At 71.3% G+C, this 21,859-nt stretch carries 23 protein-coding genes and 1 pseudogene; 9 read left to right on the top strand and 15 right to left on the bottom strand.

All coding sequences use genetic code 11. The features are described 5' to 3' along the window. Positions 1-85 precede the first annotated feature (85 nt). The gene (locus LADH09A_RS21140) at positions 86-1,018 is read left to right on the top strand and encodes a LysR family transcriptional regulator (RefSeq protein ID WP_238647211.1); all 933 of its coding nucleotides are present in this window, start codon (positions 86-88) and stop codon (positions 1,016-1,018) included. A 70-nt stretch (positions 1,019-1,088) separates the two neighbouring features. Here the strand turns inward: LADH09A_RS21140 and LADH09A_RS21135 are convergent, their stop codons facing one another. Next, positions 1,089-1,571, bottom strand: coding sequence for an NUDIX hydrolase (locus LADH09A_RS21135; RefSeq protein WP_238647210.1), 483 nt, complete (start codon positions 1,569-1,571; stop codon positions 1,089-1,091). 161 nt (positions 1,572-1,732) lie between these two features. On the opposite strand from LADH09A_RS21135, the gene LADH09A_RS21130 reads away from it, so the two are divergent. Beyond that, positions 1,733-2,200, top strand: coding sequence for an HNH endonuclease (locus LADH09A_RS21130; RefSeq protein WP_238647209.1), 468 nt, complete (start codon positions 1,733-1,735; stop codon positions 2,198-2,200). A gap of 32 nt (positions 2,201-2,232) precedes the next feature. Here LADH09A_RS21130 and LADH09A_RS21125 read toward each other — a convergent pair whose 3' ends face one another. From LADH09A_RS21125 to LADH09A_RS21115, 3 genes are all read right to left on the bottom strand, one after another. Further along, positions 2,233-2,757, bottom strand: coding sequence for an NUDIX domain-containing protein (locus LADH09A_RS21125; protein WP_238647208.1), 525 nt, complete (start codon positions 2,755-2,757; stop codon positions 2,233-2,235). A gap of 334 nt (positions 2,758-3,091) precedes the next feature. Continuing rightward, positions 3,092-4,993, bottom strand: coding sequence for a S9 family peptidase (locus tag LADH09A_RS21120; protein ID WP_238647207.1), 1,902 nt, complete (start codon positions 4,991-4,993; stop codon positions 3,092-3,094). Between the two features lie 127 nt (positions 4,994-5,120). After that, positions 5,121-5,582 (bottom strand): winged helix-turn-helix transcriptional regulator, encoded by a 462-nt coding sequence (locus tag LADH09A_RS21115; protein ID WP_238647206.1) that lies wholly within the window; start codon positions 5,580-5,582, stop codon positions 5,121-5,123. A gap of 119 nt (positions 5,583-5,701) precedes the next feature. Here LADH09A_RS21115 and LADH09A_RS21110 point away from each other — a divergent pair, with 119 nt between their 5' ends. Next, positions 5,702-6,370, top strand: coding sequence for a DUF899 domain-containing protein (locus LADH09A_RS21110; RefSeq protein WP_238647205.1), 669 nt, complete (start codon positions 5,702-5,704; stop codon positions 6,368-6,370). 120 nt (positions 6,371-6,490) lie between these two features. Here the strand turns inward: LADH09A_RS21110 and LADH09A_RS21105 are convergent, their stop codons facing one another. Together LADH09A_RS21105 and LADH09A_RS21100 are read right to left on the bottom strand one after the other, a co-directional pair. Further along, the gene (locus tag LADH09A_RS21105; protein WP_238647310.1) at positions 6,491-7,873 is read right to left on the bottom strand and encodes an FAD-dependent monooxygenase; all 1,383 of its coding nucleotides are present in this window, start codon (positions 7,871-7,873) and stop codon (positions 6,491-6,493) included. Positions 7,874-8,213: 340 nt separating this feature from the next. Next, on the bottom strand, positions 8,214-8,918 hold the full coding sequence (locus tag LADH09A_RS21100; RefSeq protein WP_238647204.1) for a TetR/AcrR family transcriptional regulator: 705 nt from the start codon (positions 8,916-8,918) through the stop codon (positions 8,214-8,216). 85 nt (positions 8,919-9,003) lie between these two features. Between LADH09A_RS21100 and LADH09A_RS21095 the strand changes: the two genes are divergently transcribed. After that, positions 9,004-9,867: an NmrA family NAD(P)-binding protein gene (locus LADH09A_RS21095; protein ID WP_238647203.1), complete on the top strand. Its 864-nt coding sequence runs from the start codon at positions 9,004-9,006 to the stop codon at positions 9,865-9,867. A gap of 16 nt (positions 9,868-9,883) precedes the next feature. Here LADH09A_RS21095 and LADH09A_RS21090 read toward each other — a convergent pair whose 3' ends face one another. From LADH09A_RS21090 to LADH09A_RS21080, 3 genes are read right to left on the bottom strand one after another with little or no spacing between them, the layout of a single operon-like run. Beyond that, positions 9,884-10,666: an ABC transporter permease gene (locus tag LADH09A_RS21090; RefSeq protein WP_238647202.1), complete on the bottom strand. Its 783-nt coding sequence runs from the start codon at positions 10,664-10,666 to the stop codon at positions 9,884-9,886. A gap of 31 nt (positions 10,667-10,697) precedes the next feature. Further along, positions 10,698-11,456 (bottom strand): ABC transporter permease, encoded by a 759-nt coding sequence (locus LADH09A_RS21085; protein WP_238647201.1) that lies wholly within the window; start codon positions 11,454-11,456, stop codon positions 10,698-10,700. A gap of 14 nt (positions 11,457-11,470) precedes the next feature. Further along, the gene (locus LADH09A_RS21080) at positions 11,471-12,448 is read right to left on the bottom strand and encodes an ABC transporter ATP-binding protein (protein ID WP_372492323.1); all 978 of its coding nucleotides are present in this window, start codon (positions 12,446-12,448) and stop codon (positions 11,471-11,473) included. 112 nt (positions 12,449-12,560) lie between these two features. Here LADH09A_RS21080 and LADH09A_RS21075 point away from each other — a divergent pair, with 112 nt between their 5' ends. Then, positions 12,561-13,037: a hypothetical protein gene (locus LADH09A_RS21075; protein ID WP_238647200.1), complete on the top strand. Its 477-nt coding sequence runs from the start codon at positions 12,561-12,563 to the stop codon at positions 13,035-13,037. 13 nt (positions 13,038-13,050) lie between these two features. Here the strand turns inward: LADH09A_RS21075 and LADH09A_RS21070 are convergent, their stop codons facing one another. Next, positions 13,051-14,043, bottom strand: coding sequence for an AraC-like ligand-binding domain-containing protein (locus LADH09A_RS21070; RefSeq protein WP_238647199.1), 993 nt, complete (start codon positions 14,041-14,043; stop codon positions 13,051-13,053). Positions 14,044-14,137: 94 nt separating this feature from the next. Here LADH09A_RS21070 and LADH09A_RS21065 point away from each other — a divergent pair, with 94 nt between their 5' ends. Continuing rightward, positions 14,138-14,713, top strand: a complete 576-nt coding sequence (locus tag LADH09A_RS21065; protein WP_238647198.1) for a maleylpyruvate isomerase N-terminal domain-containing protein — start codon at positions 14,138-14,140, stop codon at positions 14,711-14,713. 215 nt (positions 14,714-14,928) lie between these two features. Here LADH09A_RS21065 and LADH09A_RS21060 read toward each other — a convergent pair whose 3' ends face one another. Together LADH09A_RS21060 and LADH09A_RS21055 are read right to left on the bottom strand one after the other, a co-directional pair. After that, positions 14,929-15,471 carry a GNAT family N-acetyltransferase gene (locus tag LADH09A_RS21060; protein ID WP_238647197.1) on the bottom strand — a complete coding sequence of 181 codons (543 nt, stop codon included), beginning with the start codon at positions 15,469-15,471 and terminating at the stop codon, positions 14,929-14,931. Positions 15,472-15,524: 53 nt separating this feature from the next. Then, positions 15,525-16,010, bottom strand: a complete 486-nt coding sequence (locus LADH09A_RS21055; RefSeq protein WP_238647196.1) for a DnaJ family domain-containing protein — start codon at positions 16,008-16,010, stop codon at positions 15,525-15,527. Positions 16,011-16,235: 225 nt separating this feature from the next. On the opposite strand from LADH09A_RS21055, the gene LADH09A_RS21050 reads away from it, so the two are divergent. Next, the gene (locus LADH09A_RS21050; protein ID WP_238647195.1) at positions 16,236-16,886 is read left to right on the top strand and encodes a LysE family translocator; all 651 of its coding nucleotides are present in this window, start codon (positions 16,236-16,238) and stop codon (positions 16,884-16,886) included. Positions 16,887-16,893: 7 nt separating this feature from the next. Here the strand turns inward: LADH09A_RS21050 and LADH09A_RS21045 are convergent, their stop codons facing one another. The 3 genes from LADH09A_RS21045 to LADH09A_RS21035 all read right to left on the bottom strand — a co-directional run bounded on the left by LADH09A_RS21045 (position 16,894) and on the right by LADH09A_RS21035 (position 19,780). Beyond that, positions 16,894-17,718: an SDR family NAD(P)-dependent oxidoreductase gene (locus LADH09A_RS21045; RefSeq protein WP_238647194.1), complete on the bottom strand. Its 825-nt coding sequence runs from the start codon at positions 17,716-17,718 to the stop codon at positions 16,894-16,896. Then, entirely contained in the window at positions 17,715-19,049 is a 1,335-nt protein-coding gene (locus LADH09A_RS21040) for a flavin-containing monooxygenase (RefSeq protein ID WP_238647193.1), read from the bottom strand. Before LADH09A_RS21040 ends, LADH09A_RS21045 begins: the two co-directional genes overlap by 4 nt. Before the next feature lie 83 nt (positions 19,050-19,132). Continuing rightward, positions 19,133-19,780 (bottom strand): TetR/AcrR family transcriptional regulator, encoded by a 648-nt coding sequence (locus tag LADH09A_RS21035; RefSeq protein ID WP_238647192.1) that lies wholly within the window; start codon positions 19,778-19,780, stop codon positions 19,133-19,135. A gap of 57 nt (positions 19,781-19,837) precedes the next feature. Here LADH09A_RS21035 and LADH09A_RS21030 point away from each other — a divergent pair, with 57 nt between their 5' ends. Both LADH09A_RS21030 and LADH09A_RS21025 read left to right on the top strand, forming a co-directional pair. Then, positions 19,838-21,202 (top strand): MFS transporter, encoded by a 1,365-nt coding sequence (locus LADH09A_RS21030; RefSeq protein WP_238647191.1) that lies wholly within the window; start codon positions 19,838-19,840, stop codon positions 21,200-21,202. A 26-nt stretch (positions 21,203-21,228) separates the two neighbouring features. Continuing rightward, positions 21,229-21,859: pseudogene (locus tag LADH09A_RS21025) on the top strand (hypothetical protein); the annotation flags it as partial.

The raw sequence follows: 21,859 nt of genomic DNA, 5'->3' as shown, positions 1-21,859 counted from the left end.
ATCAAAGCAGGGGTGCAGAGGCCAGATCAAACAACCGAAACAGCGGCGAGCCACAACCGATTGTTGTGAAAGTAGGCTTCCCGGCGTGGATCTCGATGCCGTACGCACCTTCGTCGCCGTCGCCGACGCCGGCCAGTTCCAGGACGCCGCCACCGCGCTGTCGATCACGCAGCAGGCCGTGTCCAAGCGCATCGCCGTCCTGGAAAAGGATCTTCAGGTACGACTGTTCAACCGCACGGCTCGCGGCGCCCACCTCACGATCGACGGCCAGACCTTCCTGCCCCACGCCCGGGAACTGCTGCGCGTCGAGGCGCGCGCCGACGCCTCCGTCCGCCCCGGTCGGCGCGCCCTGCGCGTGGACGTGCACAGTCGGCGCATCGCGCCGGCGGTGCTGTTGCAGGATTTCCACCGTGCGCACCCACGCATCGAGCTGGACGTCGTCACCCTCGACGCCGATGTCCATGCCGCGATGGCCGCCGTCGAGGCGGGGGCGGTCGACGCCACCTTCCACGCCGTCCCCGTCCCGGCGCGCCACCTGCCCGACGGGATCCGGACCGCCCGCGTGATCGACGAACACCATGAGCTGCTCGTCGGGCCACGTCACGCGCTGGCCAACGCCCGCGTCGTCACGCCCGGTCAGCTCGCCGCGCACCGCATCTGGATGCCCGGCATGGCCCTCGGCACCGAATGGGCGGACTACTACGACGAACTCGCCGCCGCGTTCGGCCTCACCATCGACCTGGTCGGGCCGGTCTTCGGCAACGAGGCGCTGTTGGCCGAGATCGCCGACTCCGCGCAACTGGCGACCTTGGCCGGCGAACGCACCCGCTACCTGTGGCCGGACAGCTACGACCTGCGGCGCATACCGGTACGCCACCCGGCGCCGATCTATCCCATGTCTCTGATCTGGCGCGACGACAACCCGCATCCCGCCCTTGCCGCACTTCGTGACCACCTGGACTCTCGGCGAGTGCGGGCACCCGACGCCGAGGTCTGGCTACCGACCTGGGTGTCGTGATCGGTGCAGCTCGGCTGCTCCGTGCGACTGTTCGTCCTGACCGCCCGTCGGCCGCGAGCGCTGAATCTGGTCAGTGCCGCAGGAGCCCGGTCGTCTGGATTGTCTCCCCGTGCCCGGTGGGTGGGGCGCTGCGGTGCAGCTCAAGGCCGATGTCGACGACGACGGATCGCTCCAGGGCCGCGACCTGTGCCATGGGTGTCCACTGCGCCAGGTCGGTCGTGCCGTGCGTCTCGGATCGAAGCTCACCGGCGACGATCCGGGCCCGGTAGAAGATGGCCAGCATGTGCAGCTCGACAGCCTCCCCGTCGTGGCCCTCCACAGTCCTCGTGCGGGAGTTCACCCCGAGCAACCGCTCGACCTGCGCCTCGTACCCCGTCTCCTCAGTCACCTCCCGCACGACGGCGTCGAACGGATCCTCGGCGTGCTCGACCCCGCCGCCGGGTAACGTCCAGTGCCGTCGGGCGCCGTCGGGCGAAACCCAACGGGCCAGCAGCACGTCCTCGTCCCGTAGACACACCGCGTACGCGGCCACCCGGAGCCGTTGCGTGGTCACAGTGACCAGGATGTCGCAGTCTCGGGGCCAGCGCTGCCCTCGAACGGGTTGAACGGTTCTGTCAGAACGATTCTCCTGGGATTTCCGCGACCAGTTGGAGACGGGCCGGAGCGACTCCCATCCGGATGGGGACCGTCAGAGCACTGACCTAGCCTGGTGAGGTGCTGTCGCAGCTGACGGGCTTGTCCCGACACTTCACGGAGGAGACCCTGCGCGCGTACCTCCTCGACCGCTCGGTCCGTCGAGACGACGGTTGCCTGATCGTGCGCGGTTACGGGAGCCAGCGGGGCGTTCACCAAAAAGTCGCCGGGCGGGCTTGGGCGCACCTCACCGCCTACGTCGTCTTCGTCGGCGGTTACGACCCCGGGTTGGACGTGCACCACCTCTGTGGAGTGCCGGACTGCATCGAACCCACTCACCTGCGGCAGGTTGCCCATGCCGAGACCTGCCGAGGCCGTACCCAGCAACCGCGCTGCCGCAACGGGCACGAGCGAGAGATCGATCCCACGACCGGCCGGTACCGCAAGGTGTGTCGGGCGTGCAACAGCGAGGCCCAGAGAAGGTGGCGGGCGCGCCAAGCGGCTGAGGTTGCCGCAGCCCGGGCCGCGTACGGGAGGCAGGTGAGCTGAAGCCCTCCGGGCCAAGCGGCTGAGCGAACCCGTCAACGGGACATTGTGTAGAGAGTCAGCGCAGCCAGCGACGGCGCATCGACGATGTCGCCGGCCAACACCATGGCACGGATCTGCGCGTCGGTGAACGACCGGTGCACCATGTCCTGCTCGGTCGCCTCGCGGTCCGGCTCACCCTCGGTCAGCCCGGTGGCCAGGTAGACGTCGCAACCCTGGGTGGAGAAGCCGTACGCCTCGTACAGGTGCCCCAGATGAGTGACCGCCTCCGCGCGCAATCCGGTCTCCTCGGCCAACTCCTGACGAGCCAGCGCGGAGGCGTCGCCCCCGACCCCGTGCCCCCAACTGCCCTGGGGGAACTCCCAGGCTCGCCGGCCAACTGGGTAGCGGAACTGCTCGACCAGCCAGAAGCCCTCCGCCCAGCGGGGCAGGACCAGCGCGGAGTCCGGCTTCTCCACCACCCCGTAAATGCCAGTCGAGCCGTCTGGCCGGCGAACGAGATCCTCCCGGACGGTCATCCAGGCGTTGGTGTAGACGGTTCGACTATCCAAGCGCTCCATCGCGAGATGCTCGCAGGTCAACCGCACCGGTTGAAACCCGCTGGCGGATGCTTCAAGCGGATCGCTACACCAGCGTGAAGCATTACGCACAAGAACTGTCATTATGATGCGTGTCCACTTCGCTCCTTTTGTGGTGGCTATTTATTGGATTACTGTTACCGGTAAACCGTTAATGGCTCTGGACGGGTCGAAGATGCCGTCGCGGACGGCATCGGAGGGGCCTGCGGCATCACGGCGGGGTTGATGAGCGCGTCCGAGCAGATACCGCGCTTCGTCGAACGAGCGCGGCCTCGTAGCTCAGATCAGCACGACCTCTGAGTGGCGCGCCGCGGAGTCAGGGCCGGAGCCAGCGATCAAACCAGGCGCGGGTCCGGCGCAGGACGTCGAGTTGGTGGTTGCGTTCCCGGATCGAGTGGCCCTCTCTCGGGTAGATCACGAACTCGTGCTCCACGTCGAAGTGGCGCAGCGCCCGGTGGAGGTACACCGCCTGGCCGAGGGGGACGTTGGTGTCCTCGGCGCCGTGCAGGATGAGCACGGGTGTGCGGATGTGGCTGGCGAAGGAGATCGGACTGACCGCGTCATGGGGATGCGGACCGACGCCGGACCAGCCGGTGCTGCCGCCGAGCGCGGCTTCGAACTGGCCGTACTCTCCCGTCGCCGCCAGCATCCCCCAGTCGACGACGCCGGCGCCGACCAGCGCGGCGCGGAAGCGGTCAGTCTGGCCGACGGCCCAGGCGGCCATGAAGCCGCCGTGGCTCCAACCGGCGATGCCCAGCCGGTCGGGGTCGGCGACGCCCTCGGCGACGAGCAGGTCGATGCCGGTCAGGATGTCGGTCCACTCCTGCTGCCCGACCCGGCCGGCGACGCTGGCGGCGAACTCGTGGCCATGCCCCTGGCCGCCGCGCGGGTTGGGCAGCAACACGGCGTAGCCGGCGGCGGCCAACCACTGCGCACTGGGGAACCAGAACAGCTGGCAGCGATCGGCGTAGCGATCGTACGGGCCTCCGTGCACGATCGTGACCAGCGGGAACGGGCCTTCCGACGCGGTCCTGCCCACCGGCAGCACGAGCAGGCCGTCCAGGTCGAGGCCGTCGGCCGCGCGGTAGGCCAGCGGTTGTTGCGTGCCGAGTGCGATGCCGTCCAGCTCCGGGCGGGTGTGGGTGATCCTTCGCAGCGGCCCGCTCGGCGGTCCGACGTGAACGTTCGGGGGTTGGTAGCGGGTGCCGGCGAGGGCGGCGATGCCCTCGCCGGCAGGGGTGGTGGTGAGGTTGTCGAGGCGTCCAGAGTGCTGCGACAGGGTCGTGAGGTCGGTGGGGTCGAGCCGGGCCAGGGTCGTGTTCAGGCCGTCGGCGCACACCACCAGCGGGGCGGCGTCGGTCTGGCAGAGTTCGGTGGGGCACATCGAGAGACCAACGGTGCGGTTGCGCAGGACGCGGCTGTCCACGGCCAGGTCGAACACGGCGGTGCCGCCCTGTAGGCCCGGTGGGGTGAGCGCGATGTAACCGAGGTGCCAACCGTCCGCGCCCGGCCACCAGGCCAGAGATCGTGCGTCGACCTCGACCGGTCCGAGGTTCTCCGCAGTCGCGGTCGTGGGGTCGAACAGGTGCAGTTGGCCGGTGCGCGGGCCGTGGTCGTTGTCGGCGCTGGCCCAGGTCAGCACGGCAAGTGGGCCGCCGTCGGGGCGTTGCCGCAGCTCCACGACATGCCGGTCACCGAACACACTCGGGGTGGTGACCCGGCCGGTGCGCCGGTCGAGCAGGCGCAACCGGGCACGGGGTTCGCGCTCCCCGACGACGATGGCGTCGTCGCGGTCCCGGGCGCGGCGCGCGTCCTGCTCGGTGGGTTCGTCCTCCGCCAGCAGAGCGACCAGGTTGGGGTCGGCGAGCGGCAGGTGGTCGATGACGCCAGAGCGCCAGCTGGTCAACGTGGTCATCGTGCCGTCGGCGAGGGTGAGCCCGTGCAGCTGCGGGATACCGCGGTCGGCGCGGTCGGACAGGAAGAACAGCGTCTGCGAGTCGGCCGACCAGAGTGGTCGGGATTCGGTTGCGATGTCGGCGGTCACCCGTCGCGACGCGACGGCGCCGTCGGTGTCGACGAGCCAGAGTGCGCTGTCGAGGTGGTCACCGCTGCGGCTGATGGGAGCGAGGACGTAGCAGAGCAGGCGCCCGCTCGGGGCGAGCGCCGGGGTCTGCGGCTGACGACCGTCGACAACGACCTCGGCGGTCAGACCCGTCATGCGATCAGTCTGTCAGCACCGAAGGGTGCCACACACGATCGATGCGGTGCGGCATGACGCTGAGACTCGGATGCCGCACGTCTCACGCAACCTGCGGTACCGCCGCTCCGTGCGGCTCACCAAGAGGTCAAGATCCTCGGTGGGCTCCAGGCCCGGACAACAGGTCGATGTCCGTGGCCCGCATGGGCTGTTCGCACTCCGAGCACCGTAGTTCCACATGGCTGATCCTGCCGCAGGCGTGGTGGCGGTAGAGCACCGGCGGACCGGCCTCTCCCGCCGTCCAGCGGTCACCCCACCGCACCATGACAAGCAGCAGATCGCAGAGCTCCCTGCCCTTGTCGGTGAGCAGGTATTCGTGCCGGACCGGCCGGGCGCAATACTCACGCCGGGCCAGGACACCCTGGTCGACCAGCCAGCTCAGCCGCTCGGCGAGCACCTTGCGGGACATGCCGAGGCCCCGCTGAAGTTGCTCGAAGCGGTGAGTGCCGGCATAGACGTCCCGCAAGATCAGCGGAGACCACGGCTCACCGATGACGTCGAGGGTCCGGGCGATCGAGCACGCCATGGCGCCGAACTGCGTTCGTTGCATGACACCACGATACGCAAGATAGTTCCTTGAAGGAACTGACTCTGTTAGCGTCACATCAGTCCGTCCCCTCAAGAAGCCGACTCTGTCCACCTGCGTGTGGACGCCAAAAGGAGGCCCGCATGAACCATCCACCGATCGTGCCGACCGTGGACTGGCAAGACGCGGTAGACGCCCTGCGCGTCCGCGAAAAGGCGCTCACCCGCCAGCTCGACGCGGTGGCCGCGGCGCGTCGCCGGCTACCGATGACGCCGGTCGAGCGGGACTACGTGTTCGAGGGCCCGTCCGGGCCCGCCAGTCTCGGCGACCTGTTCCAGGGCCGCCGCCAGCTCATCGTGTACACCTTCATGTGGCACGGGGACGACGCTGTCTGCTCCGGCTGCTCGTTGTTCACCGACAACGTCGGACACCCGGCCCACCTCAACGCCCGCGACGTCACCCTGGCGTTGACGTCCCATGGCCCACTGGACGACCTGTTGGCGCTGCGGCGGCGCATGGGTTGGGACCTCCCCTGGTACTCGTCACTGAACAACAGCTTCAACGCCGACATGGGAACCGGTGACGGATTCGCGCTGAACGTCTTCCTCCGCGCCGACGACCAGATCTTCCGCACCTACACCACCACGGCCCGGGGCGTGGAACGGCTCGGCAGTAACTGGACCTTCCTCGACCTGACGCCATACGGCCGACAGGAGACCTGGGAGGACTCGCCGGAAGGCTGGCCGCAGACCCAGCCTTACCAGTGGTGGCGGCTGCACGACGAGTACGACGCCCCCAAGAACCCGTCATGAGGGTCGACACGCCCTGATCCCTTCTTTCCGCCGGAAGACGCCACACCCCTCAACACCGACGTGGCGACTCAACCTTGGAGCCAGACACTGGCCTGTCTGGAGTCGGCCGCCGGCCCGAGATCAGTGGGCGGGCTCGCCGAACCAGCGGGAGAGGTGGTCGTCCAGGTCCTGCTGGTCGTCGCCGATCCAGGCGATGTGGCCGTCGGGGCGTAACAGGACACCCGGAACGTCCAATGCCGCGGTCGAATCCGCGAGGTGGTCCACCCGGTCTGACCACCCGCCAACCGTGAGGCGTTCGGTGCGGTCCAGCAGCAGACCGCGGCCGCGGTGCAGCAGACCGTAGAGGTGGCCCTGTTTGGTGTCCACGTCGGGCAGGCGGCGACCGAGCAGGTCGGGGCCTCCGCCGAAGTCGTAACGGATCCCGATGGCGGTGATCTTCTCCAGCAGATGGAGGTTCACCTCGTCGAAGTCCATCAACTCGGTGAGCAGCCTGCGCACCGCCTGTGCGCCCGGTTCGGTGGACAGAAGCTCCGTCTGTGCTCGGGTGTTGTCCAGCACCGCCTCGGCGACCGGACGGCGTTCGGCCTGGTAGGTGTCCAGCAGTGCCTGCGGCGCCCAGCCGCGGATCCGCGCGGCCAGTTTCCAGCCGAGGTTGAATGCGTCCTGGACGCCCAGGTTGAGGCCCTGTCCGCCGATGGGCGGATGGATGTGCGCCGCGTCGCCGGCCAGCAGCACCCGCCCGACCCGATAACTGCCGGCCAGCCGGGTGGCATCGCCGAAGCGGGACAACCAGCGCGGGGAGTGCACACCGAAGTCGGTCCCGGCGATGGCGCGCAACTGCTGTTTGAGGTCGTCGAGGGTGGGCGGTTCGGCGCGGTCGCTGACCCCGACGGCAGGCACCAGGACGCTGTAGACCCCGACGCCCGCGGGCCGGAGCCAGAATCGCTGATGGGTCTCGCGGACCTCGGCCACCGTGGCGGCGATCTCCTCCTGCGGGACGCCCACTTCCACCTCGCCCATCAGACTCTCGGTCCGGGCGGGCTCCCCGGGAAAGCCGACGCCGAGCAGTTTGCGCACCGTGCTGCGCCCGCCGTCGCAGCCGACGAGGTAGCGCGACCGCAACTGCTCCCCGTCGGCCAGTTCGACGGTCACACCCTCGTCGTCCTGCTCGAAGCCGGCGACCGACCGACCGCGCCGGACCTGCGCGCCCAGGTCGATGGCGTGCTCTTCGAGCAGACGTTCGATGACCGGCTGTGGGATGCCCAGCAGATAGGCGTACCGGGAGTCCAGGCCCTCGGGCGCGGGCTTGGGGATGCCGGCGAAGTAGGCGCTGGCCGGACGCCGCCGCCCGTGCGGGAGGATGCGGTCCAGCAGCCCGCGCATCGCCATCAGCTCCAGACTGCGGATGTGCAGGCCGACGATGCGGACGGCCGACGTCGGCTCGGTCTCCCTCTCCAGAACGAGGACCCGCACGTCGTGCAGCCGTAGTTCGGCGGCGAGCATCGCACCGGTCGGCCCACATCCGACAATGATCACGTCGCAGGTGCGGGGCACGCGATCGGTGTTGAGGGCCGACGATGCCGGGCAGATGTCGCGCTCGACCGGATCGGTCGACGGCGGGTCGGCGGCGAATTGCGGAGGGTGCATAGGTGTTGCCTCTCGGGAGTGCCGTGTTGGCAGGGCGCTCCCGGCGACACCTACGTCAATCGCCCGACCGTGACGGCAAGGGGGAGCACCCAGATCGCTGCAACGTTCATGGGTCTCACCTCCTCGGGCGGTGTCGCGGTCGACTGCAAGCTATACCCCCGGCGTGATCCCGTCGAGTTGTTTCCTCGTCACGTGATCACGGCGTCTGGTGGGTCAGCGATCGGTGGAGCCACTCGGCCATCAGCGCGCGTTCGGCGTCGGTGAGCCCCGGGAGGTCGGGCAGCACCGTCGCGAAGGTCACCGCGACCGCGTTCGCGGTGGTGTCGGGCGCTACCGGAGTTGTCGCCAGGATGCTGCCGAGCACGGCATCGAGCATGGCCTCGCCCAGACCGAGGTCGCGCTGCCCGGTGGGCATTCCCAGCAGCGTGAGGATGGTCCCGTTGCCCGCAGAGTGGATCATCATGAGCGCGCGCTCCTCATCGACCCGGAGGAGGCCTGCCGCGGCGAGTCGTCGGACCCGGCGGCGTAGCACGTCGAGGCCGGCGACCGTTGCCGGCGAGGGCGCACCGCTCCCCCGGGTGCCGATCAGCGCGTACAGCTCGGGGTTTGTCAGGCCGAACTCCACGTGCGCGCGCCATCCGGCGCGCAGGTCCGCGACCGGGTCGCCGTCCGCTGCGACGGATTTGCCGCTGACGTAGGTGGCCATGACGTGCTCGGCGACGGCGTCGACGAGTCCGTCCTTGTCGCCGAACAGGCGATAGATGGTCGGTGCCTGCACGCCCGCGGCCTGGGCGACGGCGCGCGTCGTCACCGCGTTCGCACCCTTCTCCCGCAGCAGTTGGGTCGCTGCCGAGACGATGCCCGCACGGACGTCGTCGCGGGTGTCCTGGGTCGTCACCATGAACCGATGCTAACAGTGGTTTGTTATCCGCGAATTATCGGTGCTAACGTCTGCGCCGTAGCGTCGATAACAAGGAGTGTTCACCATGATCGTCGTCACCGGTGCCACCGGCCAGCTCGGATCCCAGATCGTCGGCCGGCTGCTCGACCGGCTGTCGCCCGACGCCGTGGGCGTGAGCGTGCGCGACGTCGACAGGGCGGCCGGCCTCGCCGAGCGCGGGGTGCGGGTGCGCGCCGCGGACTTCACCGACCCGGCCACGTTGGGGCACGCCTTCGAGGGTGCCGACAAGGTCCTCATCGTCTCCGCCGCCATTCGCGGCCCCGGCGCGTTCGTCGCGAACCGCGACGCCATCGACGCCGCCCGCGCCGCGGGAGCCAGTCGAATCCTCTACACCAGCCACCAGGCCGCCTCCCGGGACTCGCTCTTCGCCGCCCAGCCCACGCACGCCGCGACCGAGGAACACCTGGCCGGGCTGGGGGTTCCCTTCACCGCCCTGCGCAACGGGTTCTACACGAGCACGCTCAGCTTCTCCGTCGGCACGGCACTGGAGACCGGGCAACTCGTGGCACCGGCGGACGGCCCGGTCTCCTGGACCGCGCACGCCGACCTGGCCGAGGCGGCAGCCGTCGCTCTCACCGAGGATGGCGTACTCGACGGGGTCACGGCACCGCTGACCGCCTCGGAGATGCTGGATCTCGAAGCGGTGGCCGCCATCCTCAGCGACATCACGGGGCGCACCGTCGAACGTGTCGTCGTGGATGACGACCAGTGGCGGGCGTCCGCCATCGAGCGAGGTATGCCCGCGGCGGCGGCCGACTTCACTCTGGGCATGTACCGCGCGGCGCGGGAGAAGGAGTTCGCCGTGACCGGTCCGACGCTGGAGGCAGTCATCGGCCACCGCCCGAAATCCGTCCGCTCGGTGCTCGAGGCCGTCGTCGCCCAGCGCTGACGCGCTCGAGAGCCGATCAGCGCAGCATCGCGCGGGTCATTCGACGGGTGGCGACGTACATCGCGATCGAGCCGAACGCGACGAGGTAGACCACCGGGATCAGCAGGTCCCAGCCGAGCCGGCCCAGAGCGGGCTCACGGACCAGCTCGATGCTGTGGTAGAGCGGCAGGGCCTGGATCAGGGGTCGCACCGCCTCCGGGTAGACCGACAGGGGATAGAACGTCGTCGCGAACAGGTACATCGGCAGCATGAACAGCTGGATGTACTGGAAGTCCGGGAAGTCGCGCAGGTACGTCGTGACGGCCAGGCCGCCAGCCGCGAACGCGTACGCGATCAGCACCGACGCCGGCAGGGCCAGCAGCACCCAGGCCGAGGTGACCAGACCGCCGACCGCCATGAGGGTGAGGAAACCGATCGACGTCAGCAACGCGTTGATCATCGCACTGGTGACCTCGCCGACGGCGATGTCGGTGACGGAGAGCGGTGTCGGCAGGATCGCCTGGTAGGTCTTCTCGACCCTCATCCGGCTGAAGACGCCGAAGCTGGTCTGGTTGAACGCGGTGTTCATCGCGGTCGTGGCCAGGATCGCCGGGGCAACGTAGGCGGCGTACGGGACGTCGACCCCGGGGACGGTGCCGACGAGCATCCCGACGCCGACACCGATCGACAACAGGTACAGGACCGGTTCGACGAGCGCGTTGAGCAACGGCGTGACCGACCGGCGGTAGACCATGACGTTGCGTTCGACGAGCGCGAGGGCGCGGCGGCTCGTCCAGGTGGGTACGACGACGCTGGTCATGCTGTCTCCCCGGGGCTTCGGACGTGGGCCGTCACGGGTGCAACCGCCTGCGGTAGGTGACCCGGGCGACCAGGAAACCGCCGACGGCAAGGGTCAGCAGGTACGCGATGTGCACGGAGCTGCCGGTGATCGTCGCGGTGCCGAGGCTGAGGGTGCGGCACAGCTCCACCCCGTGCCACAGCGGCAGCAGGTAGGAGACCGGTCGGATCCACTCCGGTAGCTGCGAGACGGCGAAGAACGTGCCGGAGAACATGTACAGCGGCATGATGACGAAGCGGAACACCGTGTCGATGTGGCGCAGCTTGCGTACGCCGACGGCCCACGCGGCGGCCGGCGCCGCGAACGCGACCCCGGTCAGCGTCGCGCCGAGCAGGGCGCCGAGCGCCCACCAGCCCCCGATCAACCCGAACGCGGCCATCACCACGATGAAGGCAGCGCTGGCGATGAGCACCCGGAAGGTGATGAACAGCAGGTGCCCGGCGGCAAGTTGCTCCGGGTTGAGTGGCGTCGGGGTGGCGCTCCGGTAGGCCCCGAAACCCGCTGCCCGGGCGACTCCCGCGGACCCCTCCAGGAACGCGTTCTGCATCGCGGCGGCGGCCAGCATGCCCGGGGCGAAGAACGCCGCGTAGGAGACGCCGGCGATCTGGGCCGGCGCGTTGTCGTCGACGAGGGCGCCCAGGCCTGCACCGATTCCGATGAGGAACAGCAACGGGTTCAGTACGTTGATCACGATGGAGCCACGCCAGGTGCGCCGGTAGCGCGTGACCCAGTATCCGAATGCGTGCAGCACCGTGGTCTCTCCTGCTACTCGATGAGCGATCGGCCGGTGAGCGTGAGGAACACGTCCTCCAACGTCGCGCGGCGGACCAGTGCGGTGAGCGGTGTGAGCGACATGGCGTGCACCGCGGCGAGGGCGGCCTCGCCGTCGGCGGTGTAGACGAGCACCCGGTCGGCGAGCAGTTCGACGCGGCCGTCGGTGTCGCTGCCGCCGGTGGCCAGCGCCGAGGTCCGGAGCTTCTCCGTCGCGGTGTCCCGGTCGTCGAGGCGAAACCGCAGTTCCAGGACCTCACGGGTGGCGTATCTGGTGATCAGTTCCCGGGGGGAGCCCTGCGCGACGATCCGGCCGTGGTCGACGACGATCAGCCGGTCGCAGAGCTGCTCGGCCTCGTCCATGTAGTGCGTGGTGAGGATGAGCGTGACGCCCTGCTGCTTGAGCTGGAAGAGCCGGTCCCACAGGATGTGTCGGGCCTGCGGGTCGAGGCCGGTGGTCGGCTCGTCGAGGAGCAGGATGTCGGGTTCGTTGATCAGGGAGCGGGCGATGGTCAGCCGCCGGCGCATACCGCCGGAGAGCGTCTCGACCTGGTCGCCGGCCTTCTCCTGGAGCTGGGCGAAGTCCAGCAGGCGGGTCGCGCGGTCCCGGATGACGGCCCGGGGCAGGCTGAAGTACCGCCCGTAGATGTGCAGGTTCTCCCGGACGGTGAGCTCGTTGTCCAGGTAGTCGTCCTGCGTCACGACGCCCAGCCGGGCGCGGATCTCGGGCCCCTGTCTCATCGGGTCCATGCCGAGCACGCGCAGACTGCCGCCGCTGATCGGTGACGTCGCGGCGATCATCCGCATGGTGGTGGACTTGCCGGCGCCGTTGGGGCCGAGAAGCCCGAAGGACTCTCCCCGCTGGACCTCGAAGTCGATGCCGTCGACCGCGTGGAACTCCGCTGTGGACCCACGCGGTGGATAGACCTTGGACAGATCTCTCGCCTCGACCAGCGGATGCTCGCTCACCACGGCAGCCTAGGGAAACTCGACAGTGGAACGCAAGATTTGAGCAAGGGTATGTAAATACTCGACGCGTCGCGGATTTGACCCTCGACCGGGTTGAGGCCCGACCATCGGCGACATGACCGACCAAGCGACCGCGGACCCGACCATGACCCGCATCATCGAGGCCGTACAGCTCGGCCAGGGCGGCACACCTGCCCGGGCCCGCGAGCTGCTCACCGCGTTGTGGGACGAGCTCGGGCCCACCGGTGACGCCCTGCACCGCTGCACCCTGGCGCACTACCTCGCCGACCTGCAGGACACCACCGAGGCGGAACTGGGCTGGGACGAACGAGCCCTGGCCGCCGTGTCCGACCTGACCGACGAACGCGCCCAGGAATACCTGCCCTCGCTACAGGTCCAGGCGTTCCTGCCGTCGCTGTACCTCAACCTGGCCGACTGTCACCGACGCCTGGGTAACGTCGATCTGGCCCGGGAGCACCTCGCCCGAGCCCGTGAACACCTGGTGCGGCTACCCGACGACCCGTACGGCGAGAGCATCCGCGCCGCTGTCCGTGACTTCGTCGCCGACGATCCGACCGACCGTCGGCGCTAGCGGCCGGCGGCGGTCACCGGTGCTGGCGAGCGGCGCCCGTCCGGTACTCCTGCGGCGAACGTCCGTAGTGGGCACGGAAGAGGCGGCTGAAGTGGGCCCGGTCCGGGAAACCCCAACGGGCGGCTATGACGTGGACCGGCTGCCGCAGCAGCGGGTTGCCGAGATCACGCCGGCACTGCTCCAGACGCTTGACACGGATGAGTTCGGCGACCGTGGTCGCCTCCGCCTCGAACAGGCGGTGCAGCGACCGCAGCGAGATGTGGTGGGCGGCGGCGACGCTACTCGGGCTGAGCTCGAAGCTGTCGAGGTGGCGGTCGATGAAGTCGACGACGCGGGCCCGCAGCGTGGTTTGCTGGGCCTCCGGTGACAGGGTGTCCTCGATGTCGAGGTACTGAGCGAGCGCGGCCGTGAGCAGATCCACCGCCACCCCACCCAGGATCTCGGCCTGGGCCGGCTCGAACTGCTCCGGGTGCGCCGCGATGCCCCGCAGGTGGTGGGCCAACAGCCCGCCGACGCCGAGGTGCGACGGCATCGGCGTGGCCAACACGCGGCGCAGCCGGTCCGGCGCCAGGGGCAGCACCGCGTGCGGTATCTGCAGGGTGATCGTCGTGGCGAGACCGGGGCCGTCCGCGCGGTGCCGGGCGACGTGCGGAAGCGCGGTGTCCAGGAGCGTGAAGTGGTTGGCGGCTTCCAGCGTGGTTTCCGTGCGGTCCTGGATCAGGGTGCTGCGGCCCGTCAGTGGTAGCGCGAGTTGATACACGTCCCCCTCGGCTCTGCGGACCAGTTTCGTGGGCCGGATCGAGTCCAGCGACGGGTAGCGCAGCGAGGTCATCCGGATACGGCCAAGATCGATGGCCTGCGCGTACGCGACGAAGTTGTCCAGGTGGCCGCTGGTGATGTGCGCCGGTGCCGTCTCCTGGGCAACCAGGGCATACCAGAACGCGAACCTGTCCGCCGGAGGCAGGGCCGTCGTGTCCACCACCAGGTTGGGCAACACTCTGCTCACCTCCCCCCACATGCGAGGATGGATTCTTGCACGCTTCGATGCTCTATACCCGTGACAGGCTTTCCACGCCTGGTGCTACCCGGCGGGTTGGCAAATGTCCGCGGTGACCGGCGCCGACCTGCGGGAGGCGGCCGAGGAGATGACCAGGGTGCTGCTGCCACACCCCGAACGCGACTGGTCGGTGCCGGCCGGCTCGTTGAGCTGGAGCTGCTGGACCACCGCGGCGCACGTCGCGCACGACCTCCTCGCGTACGCGGGACAGGTCACCGGCCGTCCGGATGACGGCTATCTGCCGTACGACCTGCGGGTCTCCACCGACGCGAGCCCGACGCAGGTGCTGACCGTGGTGCGGGCGTGCGCCGGCCTGCTGGCCGCTGCCGTCGACGCCGCCCCGTCGGACACGCGGGCCTGGCACTGGGGTCCGTGTGACCCGGCCGGTTTCGCCGCCATGGGCGTGGCCGAGACCCTGCTGCACACCCACGACATCACCCTCGGCCTCGGTGTGCCGTGGCAACCGCCGCAGCGGCTGAGCGCGCTGGTGCTGCGCCGGCTGTTCCCGGACGCCCCGGACGGGGCGGCACCCGAGGTGCTGCTCTGGATGACCGGCCGCGGTGAGCTGCACGGCCGCGCCCGCCGCACGTCCTGGAGCTGGCGGGCCGCGGTCGACTGACTCGCGCCGGCGTCGAGGGCGGGTGGTCGCCTGAGGGGCGACCGCCGCCACATCAACGCCACCAGACTGCCTCCGACGGCGAAGCCGACCACCTGCACGACCTGGGCGCAGATGTTGTCCACGCCGTATCGGCGTTCGCGCCGTCGAGGCCGCGAGCAGGCGTTCGGATCCGTTCGTGACAGGGTCGGAGGGCCGGCGGGAGGTGTCGAGGCGGGCTAGCCGGCGACGAGCGTGTGCCGGTGGCCGTCGAGCGGGAAGGGCGGCCGGGCCGGCAGCACCTCCTGGAACACGTAGCCGCTCTTCTGCGCCACCCGGCAGGACGCCAGATTGTCCACCTGGTGCAGCAGGTCGAGGCGGGTCAGGCCGGGAAACTGGTCGAACGCCCAGCGGCTCAGCGCGGTGACCGCGCGCGGGGCGACCCCGCGGCCGCGCGCCCACGACGCCGTCCAGTAGCCCACCTCGGCCGTCGGGCCGTCCGGCGTGGCGTTCTTGAGCACCACGTTCGCCACCAGCCGTGGGCCGTCCGGGTCGTCCTGGAGGACGGCGAAGCTGTAGCGGTGGCCGTCGTTCCAGTCCCGGCTCACCCGGTCCAGCCACTGCCGCCCCTCGCCGGGGTTGGTCACGGGCAGGCGGGTCCACCGCCGCAACACCGGGTCCCGATAGGCGTCCACCAGGGCGTCCAGGTCGTCGGCGCACCAGGGGCGCAGGGCGAGGTCCCGCGCCGGGGAGACAGCCGGCGCCCGTAGCTCGATCAGCATCCGCACAGTCTGCCGCCGCGAGTCCCGATCCGGGTGCCCCGTCCGTCGCGGGTTCAGCCCCGGCGGCGCCAGCGCAGCCACCAGCCGCGGCGCGTGCGGCGCGGCGACGCGACGGCGGTGACCGGCTCGACGGCGGGCGTGCTGACCTCGGGCCGGGCACGCTCGGCGCGCCAGCGGCGTACCACCTCGTCGGCGTTCACCGGCCGCACCACGACGCGAGGGCCGTCGGGGTTGCGCAGCCAGGCCACGATCTGGGCGTTCAACTGCCCCACGAAGTCCCGGACGGACTGCTCGGTGGGCAGGTCGCGGACCTCGTCGGGGACCTGCTCGACGCGTCGGCGCAGTTGCAGCGAGGTGGGCAGGAGCAGGTCGCTGGGCAGCGCCTCCCGCTCCAAGAAACTCTTGATCCACCACGACTCGTCGTACGGCGCCCCTCGGCCGGGGATCGGCTTGCCCATCCCGGGCAGGTCGTCGAACTCACCGCGTTGCACGGCTCCCTGGATCTGCGCCTCCACGGCCGCTTCCCACGCCTCTGTCACCCTTCGGCACCTCCCCCGGCCACCGTAACGCGCCGCCTCCGGACGGCGACACGCACTTGCAGTGGGTCAGCGCGCCGGCAACCGTGACCATTCCCGGCGACCGCCGGCCGAGCGGTTTCGGTCCGGCTGGGTGTTTTTCAGGGCCACGACCTGCCAGGTGGCCCTGGGCCGGCGCGGTCACCCGGGCCTACGGTCGGTGCGGGGCTGCCGAACGGGGGAAACGTCATGGTGGGTACGGGCGCACTGCTGGGCATCGCGCTGGTCGCCTTGGGGCTGGTGCTCACGCCCGGCCCGAACATGGTCTACCTGGTGTCCCGCTCGGTGGCGCAGGGCCGCCGGGCCGGGCTGGTCTCGCTGCTCGGGGTGGCCGCCGGTTTCGGGGTCTACCTGGCCGCGGCGGTCGCCGGCCTGGCCGCCGTCTTCGTCCTGGTGCCGACGCTGTACGCGGTGGTGAAGCTGGCCGGGGCCGGCTACCTGCTGTGGCTGGCCTGGCGGACGCTGCGCCCGGGCGGCCACTCGCCGTTCGCGCCCACCCCGCTGCCGCCGGACCCGCCCCGGAGGCTGTTCACCATGGGCCTGATCACCAACCTGCTGAACCCGAAGATCGCCATCCTCTACGTGTCGCTGCTGCCGCAGTTCATCGACCCGGCGCGGGGGCACCTGGCGATGCAGAGCCTGCTGCTGGGCCTGACGCAGATCGCCGTCGCGCTGAGCGTGAACGCGCTGATCGTGCTCAGCGCCGGGTCACTGGCCGGCTTCTTCGCCCGCCGACCGGTGTGGCTGCGGGTGCAGCGGTGGGTGACCGGGACGGCCCTCGCGGCACTGGCCGTCCGGATCGCCACGGACCGTTCCCGCGCGGCGGTCGCCACGCCCTGACCGGCGGTCACTGCCCCCGGTGGCGACGGACCATCGCGGCGGCCAGCGGCGCGGCGTCCAGGTCACCGGCGGCGAGCCGGGCGGCGAGGGTACGGCGTACCAGCCGGTCGGCCAGCGCGGGCGCGTGCCGGCCGACGGCCATCTCCAGGCGTCCTCGGGCGGTGGTCGCCACGTCCCGGGGTGCCCGGCGGGCGGTGGCGGCGCGCAGGATCGCCGCGACCACCCCCTCGACCGGCTCGGGGCGGGACACGCCCCGCAGGGACAGGCCGGCCTCGGCGGTGCTGTCGTGGATGGGTGAGGCGACCATGCTCGGGTAGACGACGCTCACCCCGACGTGGCTGCCCACCTCGTGCCGCAGCGCGTCCGCGTACGCGACCAGGGCGCGTTTGCTGACCCCGTAGGCGGCGGCGAGGGGCAGTGGCAGCACCGCCATCCGACTGGCCACGAAGATCACCCGTCCGCGGGCGGTGAGCAGTGGTGGCAGCGCCGCGGCGGTGGTCCGCCAGGCGGCGAGGAGGTTGACCTCCAGTTGCTGGCGGACCACCTCGTCGGGCGGCAGCTCGGCCGGGGCGGGGCCACCCACCCCAGCATTGTTGATCAGCAGGTCGAGGCCGCCGAGCTGGTCGACGGCGGCCCGCACGGCCGGTGGCACGGCGTCCGGGTCGGTCAGGTCGCAGCCGAGCACCGGCAGGTCGTCGTCGGGTCGCGCGTGCAGGTCGAGGCCCACCACCCGGGCGCCGGCGGCGCTCAGCGCGGCCCCGAGGTGTCGGCCGAAGGTGCCGCTGGCCCCGGTCACCAACACCCGGCGCCCGGTCAGCGTCCGGTGGCTCACTGCCCCGCCCCGACCGGCGTGCCCGCCCCGGCGCGGCGCGTGCCGGCGGCCAACTCCCGGGTCAGCTCGGCCAGGTAGACGTCGAAGTCCACGCGCATCGCCGGGCGGCGCTGCCCCCAGCGGGCGGTCGCGGCCCGCAGTTCGGCGCGGCAGACAGCCCGCTGCCGGTCCTCGTCCGGCAACGCGTAGCGGCCGGCGAGCTGCGCGGCGATCAGTTTGGCCTGCGCCTCCACCAGCGGAAACGCCGAACCGGTGGACTGCATCAGCCCGACGAAACTCAGACCGGGCGCGTCGGGGTGGAAGACGTGCCGGTACAACGGCAGGGTGTCGGCGCCCCCGGCGAGCAGGGCCGGGTCGAGGAACGGGACCTCCACCCGGTAGCCGGTGCACCAGATGATGAGGTCGACGCTGTCGCTGCGGCCGTCGGTGAACTCGACCCGGTCGCCGTCGAGGGCGGCGACGCCGGGCCGGGCCTCCACGTCACCGTGGGTCAGCCGTGACAGCAGCCCGTCGGAGAGCGTCGGGTGGTCCTGGAGGAAGCCGTGCGTCGGCGCGGGCAGCCCGTAGCGGGCGGGGCTGCCGACGGTGGCGGTGAGCATCGTCTGGCTGATGCGCTGGCGCAGCCGCCACGGCAGCCGGCGGGCCAGCGCCCCGTTGAGGGTGTCCGAGGGGCGGCCCAGCAGGTACTTCGGCACCACCCAGACACCCCGGCGCAGGGACAGCAGGGTGCGGGTGGCGGCGTACGAGGCGTCCACGGCGATGTCCATCGCGGAGTTGCCGCCACCGACGACGAGGACCCGTCTGCCGGCCAACTGCTCCGGGCCCCGGTAGTCGTGGCTGTGGATCTGCCCGGCCGTGCAGGTGCCGGGGTACGCGGGGTCGGGCAGCCGGGGCACCCGGTTGTGCCCGTTGGCGACGACCACGGCGTCGACGGTGACCTCGACCGGCCCGTCCGGCCCGCGCGCGGTCACCGCCCACGTGCCGGCGGAGCCCCGGGTGACCTGCTCGACGGTGTGGCGCAGCCGAATGTCCTCGCCCAACCCGAACCGGTCGGCGTAGTCGGCGAGGTAGCCGGCGACCCGGCGGTGGTCGGGGTAGTCGGGCCAGTCGGTGGGCATCGGGTGGTCGGCGAACTGGGTGCGGCCCCGGCTGGTGTTCAGGTGCAGCGTCCGGTACGCGGGCGAGTCGGGCGCCCCGTACACCCAGAGGCCGCCGACCTGGTCGGTGGTCTCGAAGCAGACCACCGGGACACCCGCGTCGCGCAGCGCCTTGACCGCGGCGAGCCCGGCAGCGCCGGCGCCGATCACCGCCACCCTGGGTGGTACGCCCATCGCCGCCCCCTGTAATCCAACGTCCGATGGATAATCGTCGCCCCGGTGGCGACCCGTCAAGTCGTCGCCTCGGAGGCGGCCCGTCACGTCGCCGACGGACCGTAGAGCCCGTCGAGCAGGCGGTGCACGAACGCCCGGAACTCGCGCCGCTCCCGAGCGCCCGGCGCACCAGCGGCCAGTGCCACCACGTGGCCGTGCGTCGCCCACACCAGACTCCGGACGGTGATGTGCGGGGTCGGTTCCGCCAGCGCGCCGGCCGCCGCCGCCGCGCTGAGCAGCTCCGCCACCAGCCGGTACAACGGTTCGGCGTAGCGCTGGTCGAGCTCGGCGTGCCGCTGCGGTTCCAACCAGCGACGCAGCCACAGCGCGGTGGTCTCCGGGCGGTCCTCCAGGAAGTCGACGAAGACGTCGACCAACTCGTGCAGGGCTTGGCGCGCCGCGTCCGGCCCCCCGTCGAGGGCGGCGCGGGCCTGCTCGGCGGCCTCGGTCAGCACCTCCCGCTCGGCGGCGAAGACCCGGGCGAAGCAGGCGTCGTAGAGCGCCGCCTTCGTACCCGTGTGGTGCGCGACCGTGGCGACGTCGACCCCGGCGGCGGCGGCGACCTCCCGCAGCCCGACGGCGTCGAAGCCGCGCTCGGCGAACAGCGCGGTCGCGGCGGTGAGCACCACCTCGCGGGTCGGCCGGGTCTCGTCGCGTCGCGGGCGACCCGGACGGCGTCGGGGCATGGTCATGGCCGCCATTCTGCCCCTAGAATCCAGCAACCGTTGGATTGCGGAGAGGATGCGGCGATGACCGGGCTCGACCGGCGGCCCGCGGCCGCCACCGACGCGGCACTGCCCCGTGGCCCCCTGGCGGGCTTCGCGGCCGGGTCGCTCGGCATGGGCGTCTGGGTGACCGTGCCCGGCCTGCTGCTGCTCTACTTCCTCACCGACGTGCTGGCCGTCGGGCCGTGGCTGGCCGGTCTCGCACTGCTGCTGCCGAAGATCGCCGACGTGCTGCTGCACCCGTGGGTGGGCCACCGCGCCGACGTCGAGCAGACCCGACGCGGCGACCGGCGTCGCCTACTGCTGGTCGGTTGCGCCCTGCCACTGGCGTTCGCGGCGCTCTTCGCGGTGCCCGGCGGCCTGACCGGCGCGCCGGCGGCCGCGTGGGTGGCGGTGTTCTTCATCGCCGGCAACCTGCTCTTCGCCGCCTACCAGGTCCCCTACCTGGCCACGCCGGCCGACCTGCGCATCGGCTACCACGAACGCACCCGGCTGATGGCGTTCCGGATGGTCGTGCTGACCCTGGGCATCCTGGTCTCCGGGCTGCTGGCACCGCTGCTGACCGGCGGCGACGCCGCGACCCGCGACGGCTACCAGCGGATGGGCGTGGTCCTCGCCGTCGGGATGCTGGCGGCCATGCTGGTCGGTGTCGCCGGCATCGCCCGGCTGCGCGGGTCCGCCGCGCACCCCGCCCCGGCGGGGCACGGCGGCTGGCGGGCGCTGCGCGTCGCGCTGCGCGACCGACAGTTCCGCTGGCTCGTCGCCGCGTACCTGGCGATGTCCACCACCACCCACCTGGTGCTCGCCGGGGTGCCCTACTACGCCGAGTACGAGCTGGGGGCCCCGGGCCTGACCACGGTCCTGGTGGCCGCGTTCGTCGCGCCGGCGCTGCTGGTCACCCCGGCCTGGCTGGTGGTGGCCCGCCGCGTCGGCAAGCAGCGGGCGCTGCTCGGCGCGCAGGGCGCGTTCGCCGTCGGTTCGCTGGTGCTGGCGGTGGGCCGACCGGCCGGGCTGCCGGTGCTCATCGGCGCGGTGGCGGTGCTCGGGGTGGCGTTCGCCGGCATGCAGCTGCTGCCGTTCTCGATGCTGCCTGACGTGATCCGCGCCGCCACCACGGCGGACGGGACCGCCACGGGTGCCGGCACCTACACCGGGGTGTGGACGGCCACCGAGGCCACCGGCGCCGCCCTCGGCCCGTACGCCTATGCCCTGTGCCTGGCCGTCGGTGGTTTCGTGGCCTCGACGGCCGGCGAGTCGCCGGTGCAGCCGGACGCGGCGCTCGCGGCGGTCCGCTACGGCTTCGGGTTGCTGCCGGCGGTGGCGATGCTCGCGGCCCTGCTGCTGCAACGCCGCTACACGCTGGACGCGACCGCCCGGGCGACGACGTGAACGGCCCGCACTAGACTTCGCCCTCGATGGACGCCCAGCCCAGCACCACCGAAACCCGCCCGTGCGCCCACTGTGGAGAGCCGGTGCCGCAGCGTGTCGGCGCGGGCCGGCCGTTTCGCTACTGCCGGGACAACGACGGCGCCTGCCAGCGCGCCTCCCGCAACAGCCGGATGCGGCACCGCAACGCCCCCGGCCTGCCCGGGCAGGTGGCCCGCACCTGGGAGGCGGTGGACCGCCTCGATCAGATCGTCGAGACGTTGACCGAGTCGCTGCACGCCGAGTTGTCCCCGGTCGGTGTGCAGCGGCAGGTCGCCCAGGTTCGCGCGGAAGCCGCCACCGAGGTCGCGGCGGCGCAGACCGAACGCGACGAGGCCCGCGACGACGCCGAGAACGCGGCGGCCGACGCGGCGCGTGCCCGCGAGCAGGCCCGGGCGGCACTCGCCGAGGCCGACGACGCCCGTCAGCGCGCCGAGCAGGCGCATCAGCAGGCCACCGCCGCCGACGAGCGGGCACAGCGCGCCGAGGCCGCCCGCGATCAGGCCCGCCACGACGTCAGCGCCGCCGAGGCGTTGCGCGCCCAGGCGGAACGCGACCGGGACCAGGCCCGCGTCGAGGTGCGCGACCTGCGGGCGCAGCGCGACACCGAGCGGCAGCGGG

Origin of the sequence: Micromonospora cabrerizensis, from assembly GCF_022230955.1 — a bacterium.
GTDB lineage: Bacteria > Actinomycetota > Actinomycetes > Mycobacteriales > Micromonosporaceae > Micromonospora > Micromonospora cabrerizensis.
This window is presented reverse-complemented; position numbering and strand designations above follow the sequence as displayed.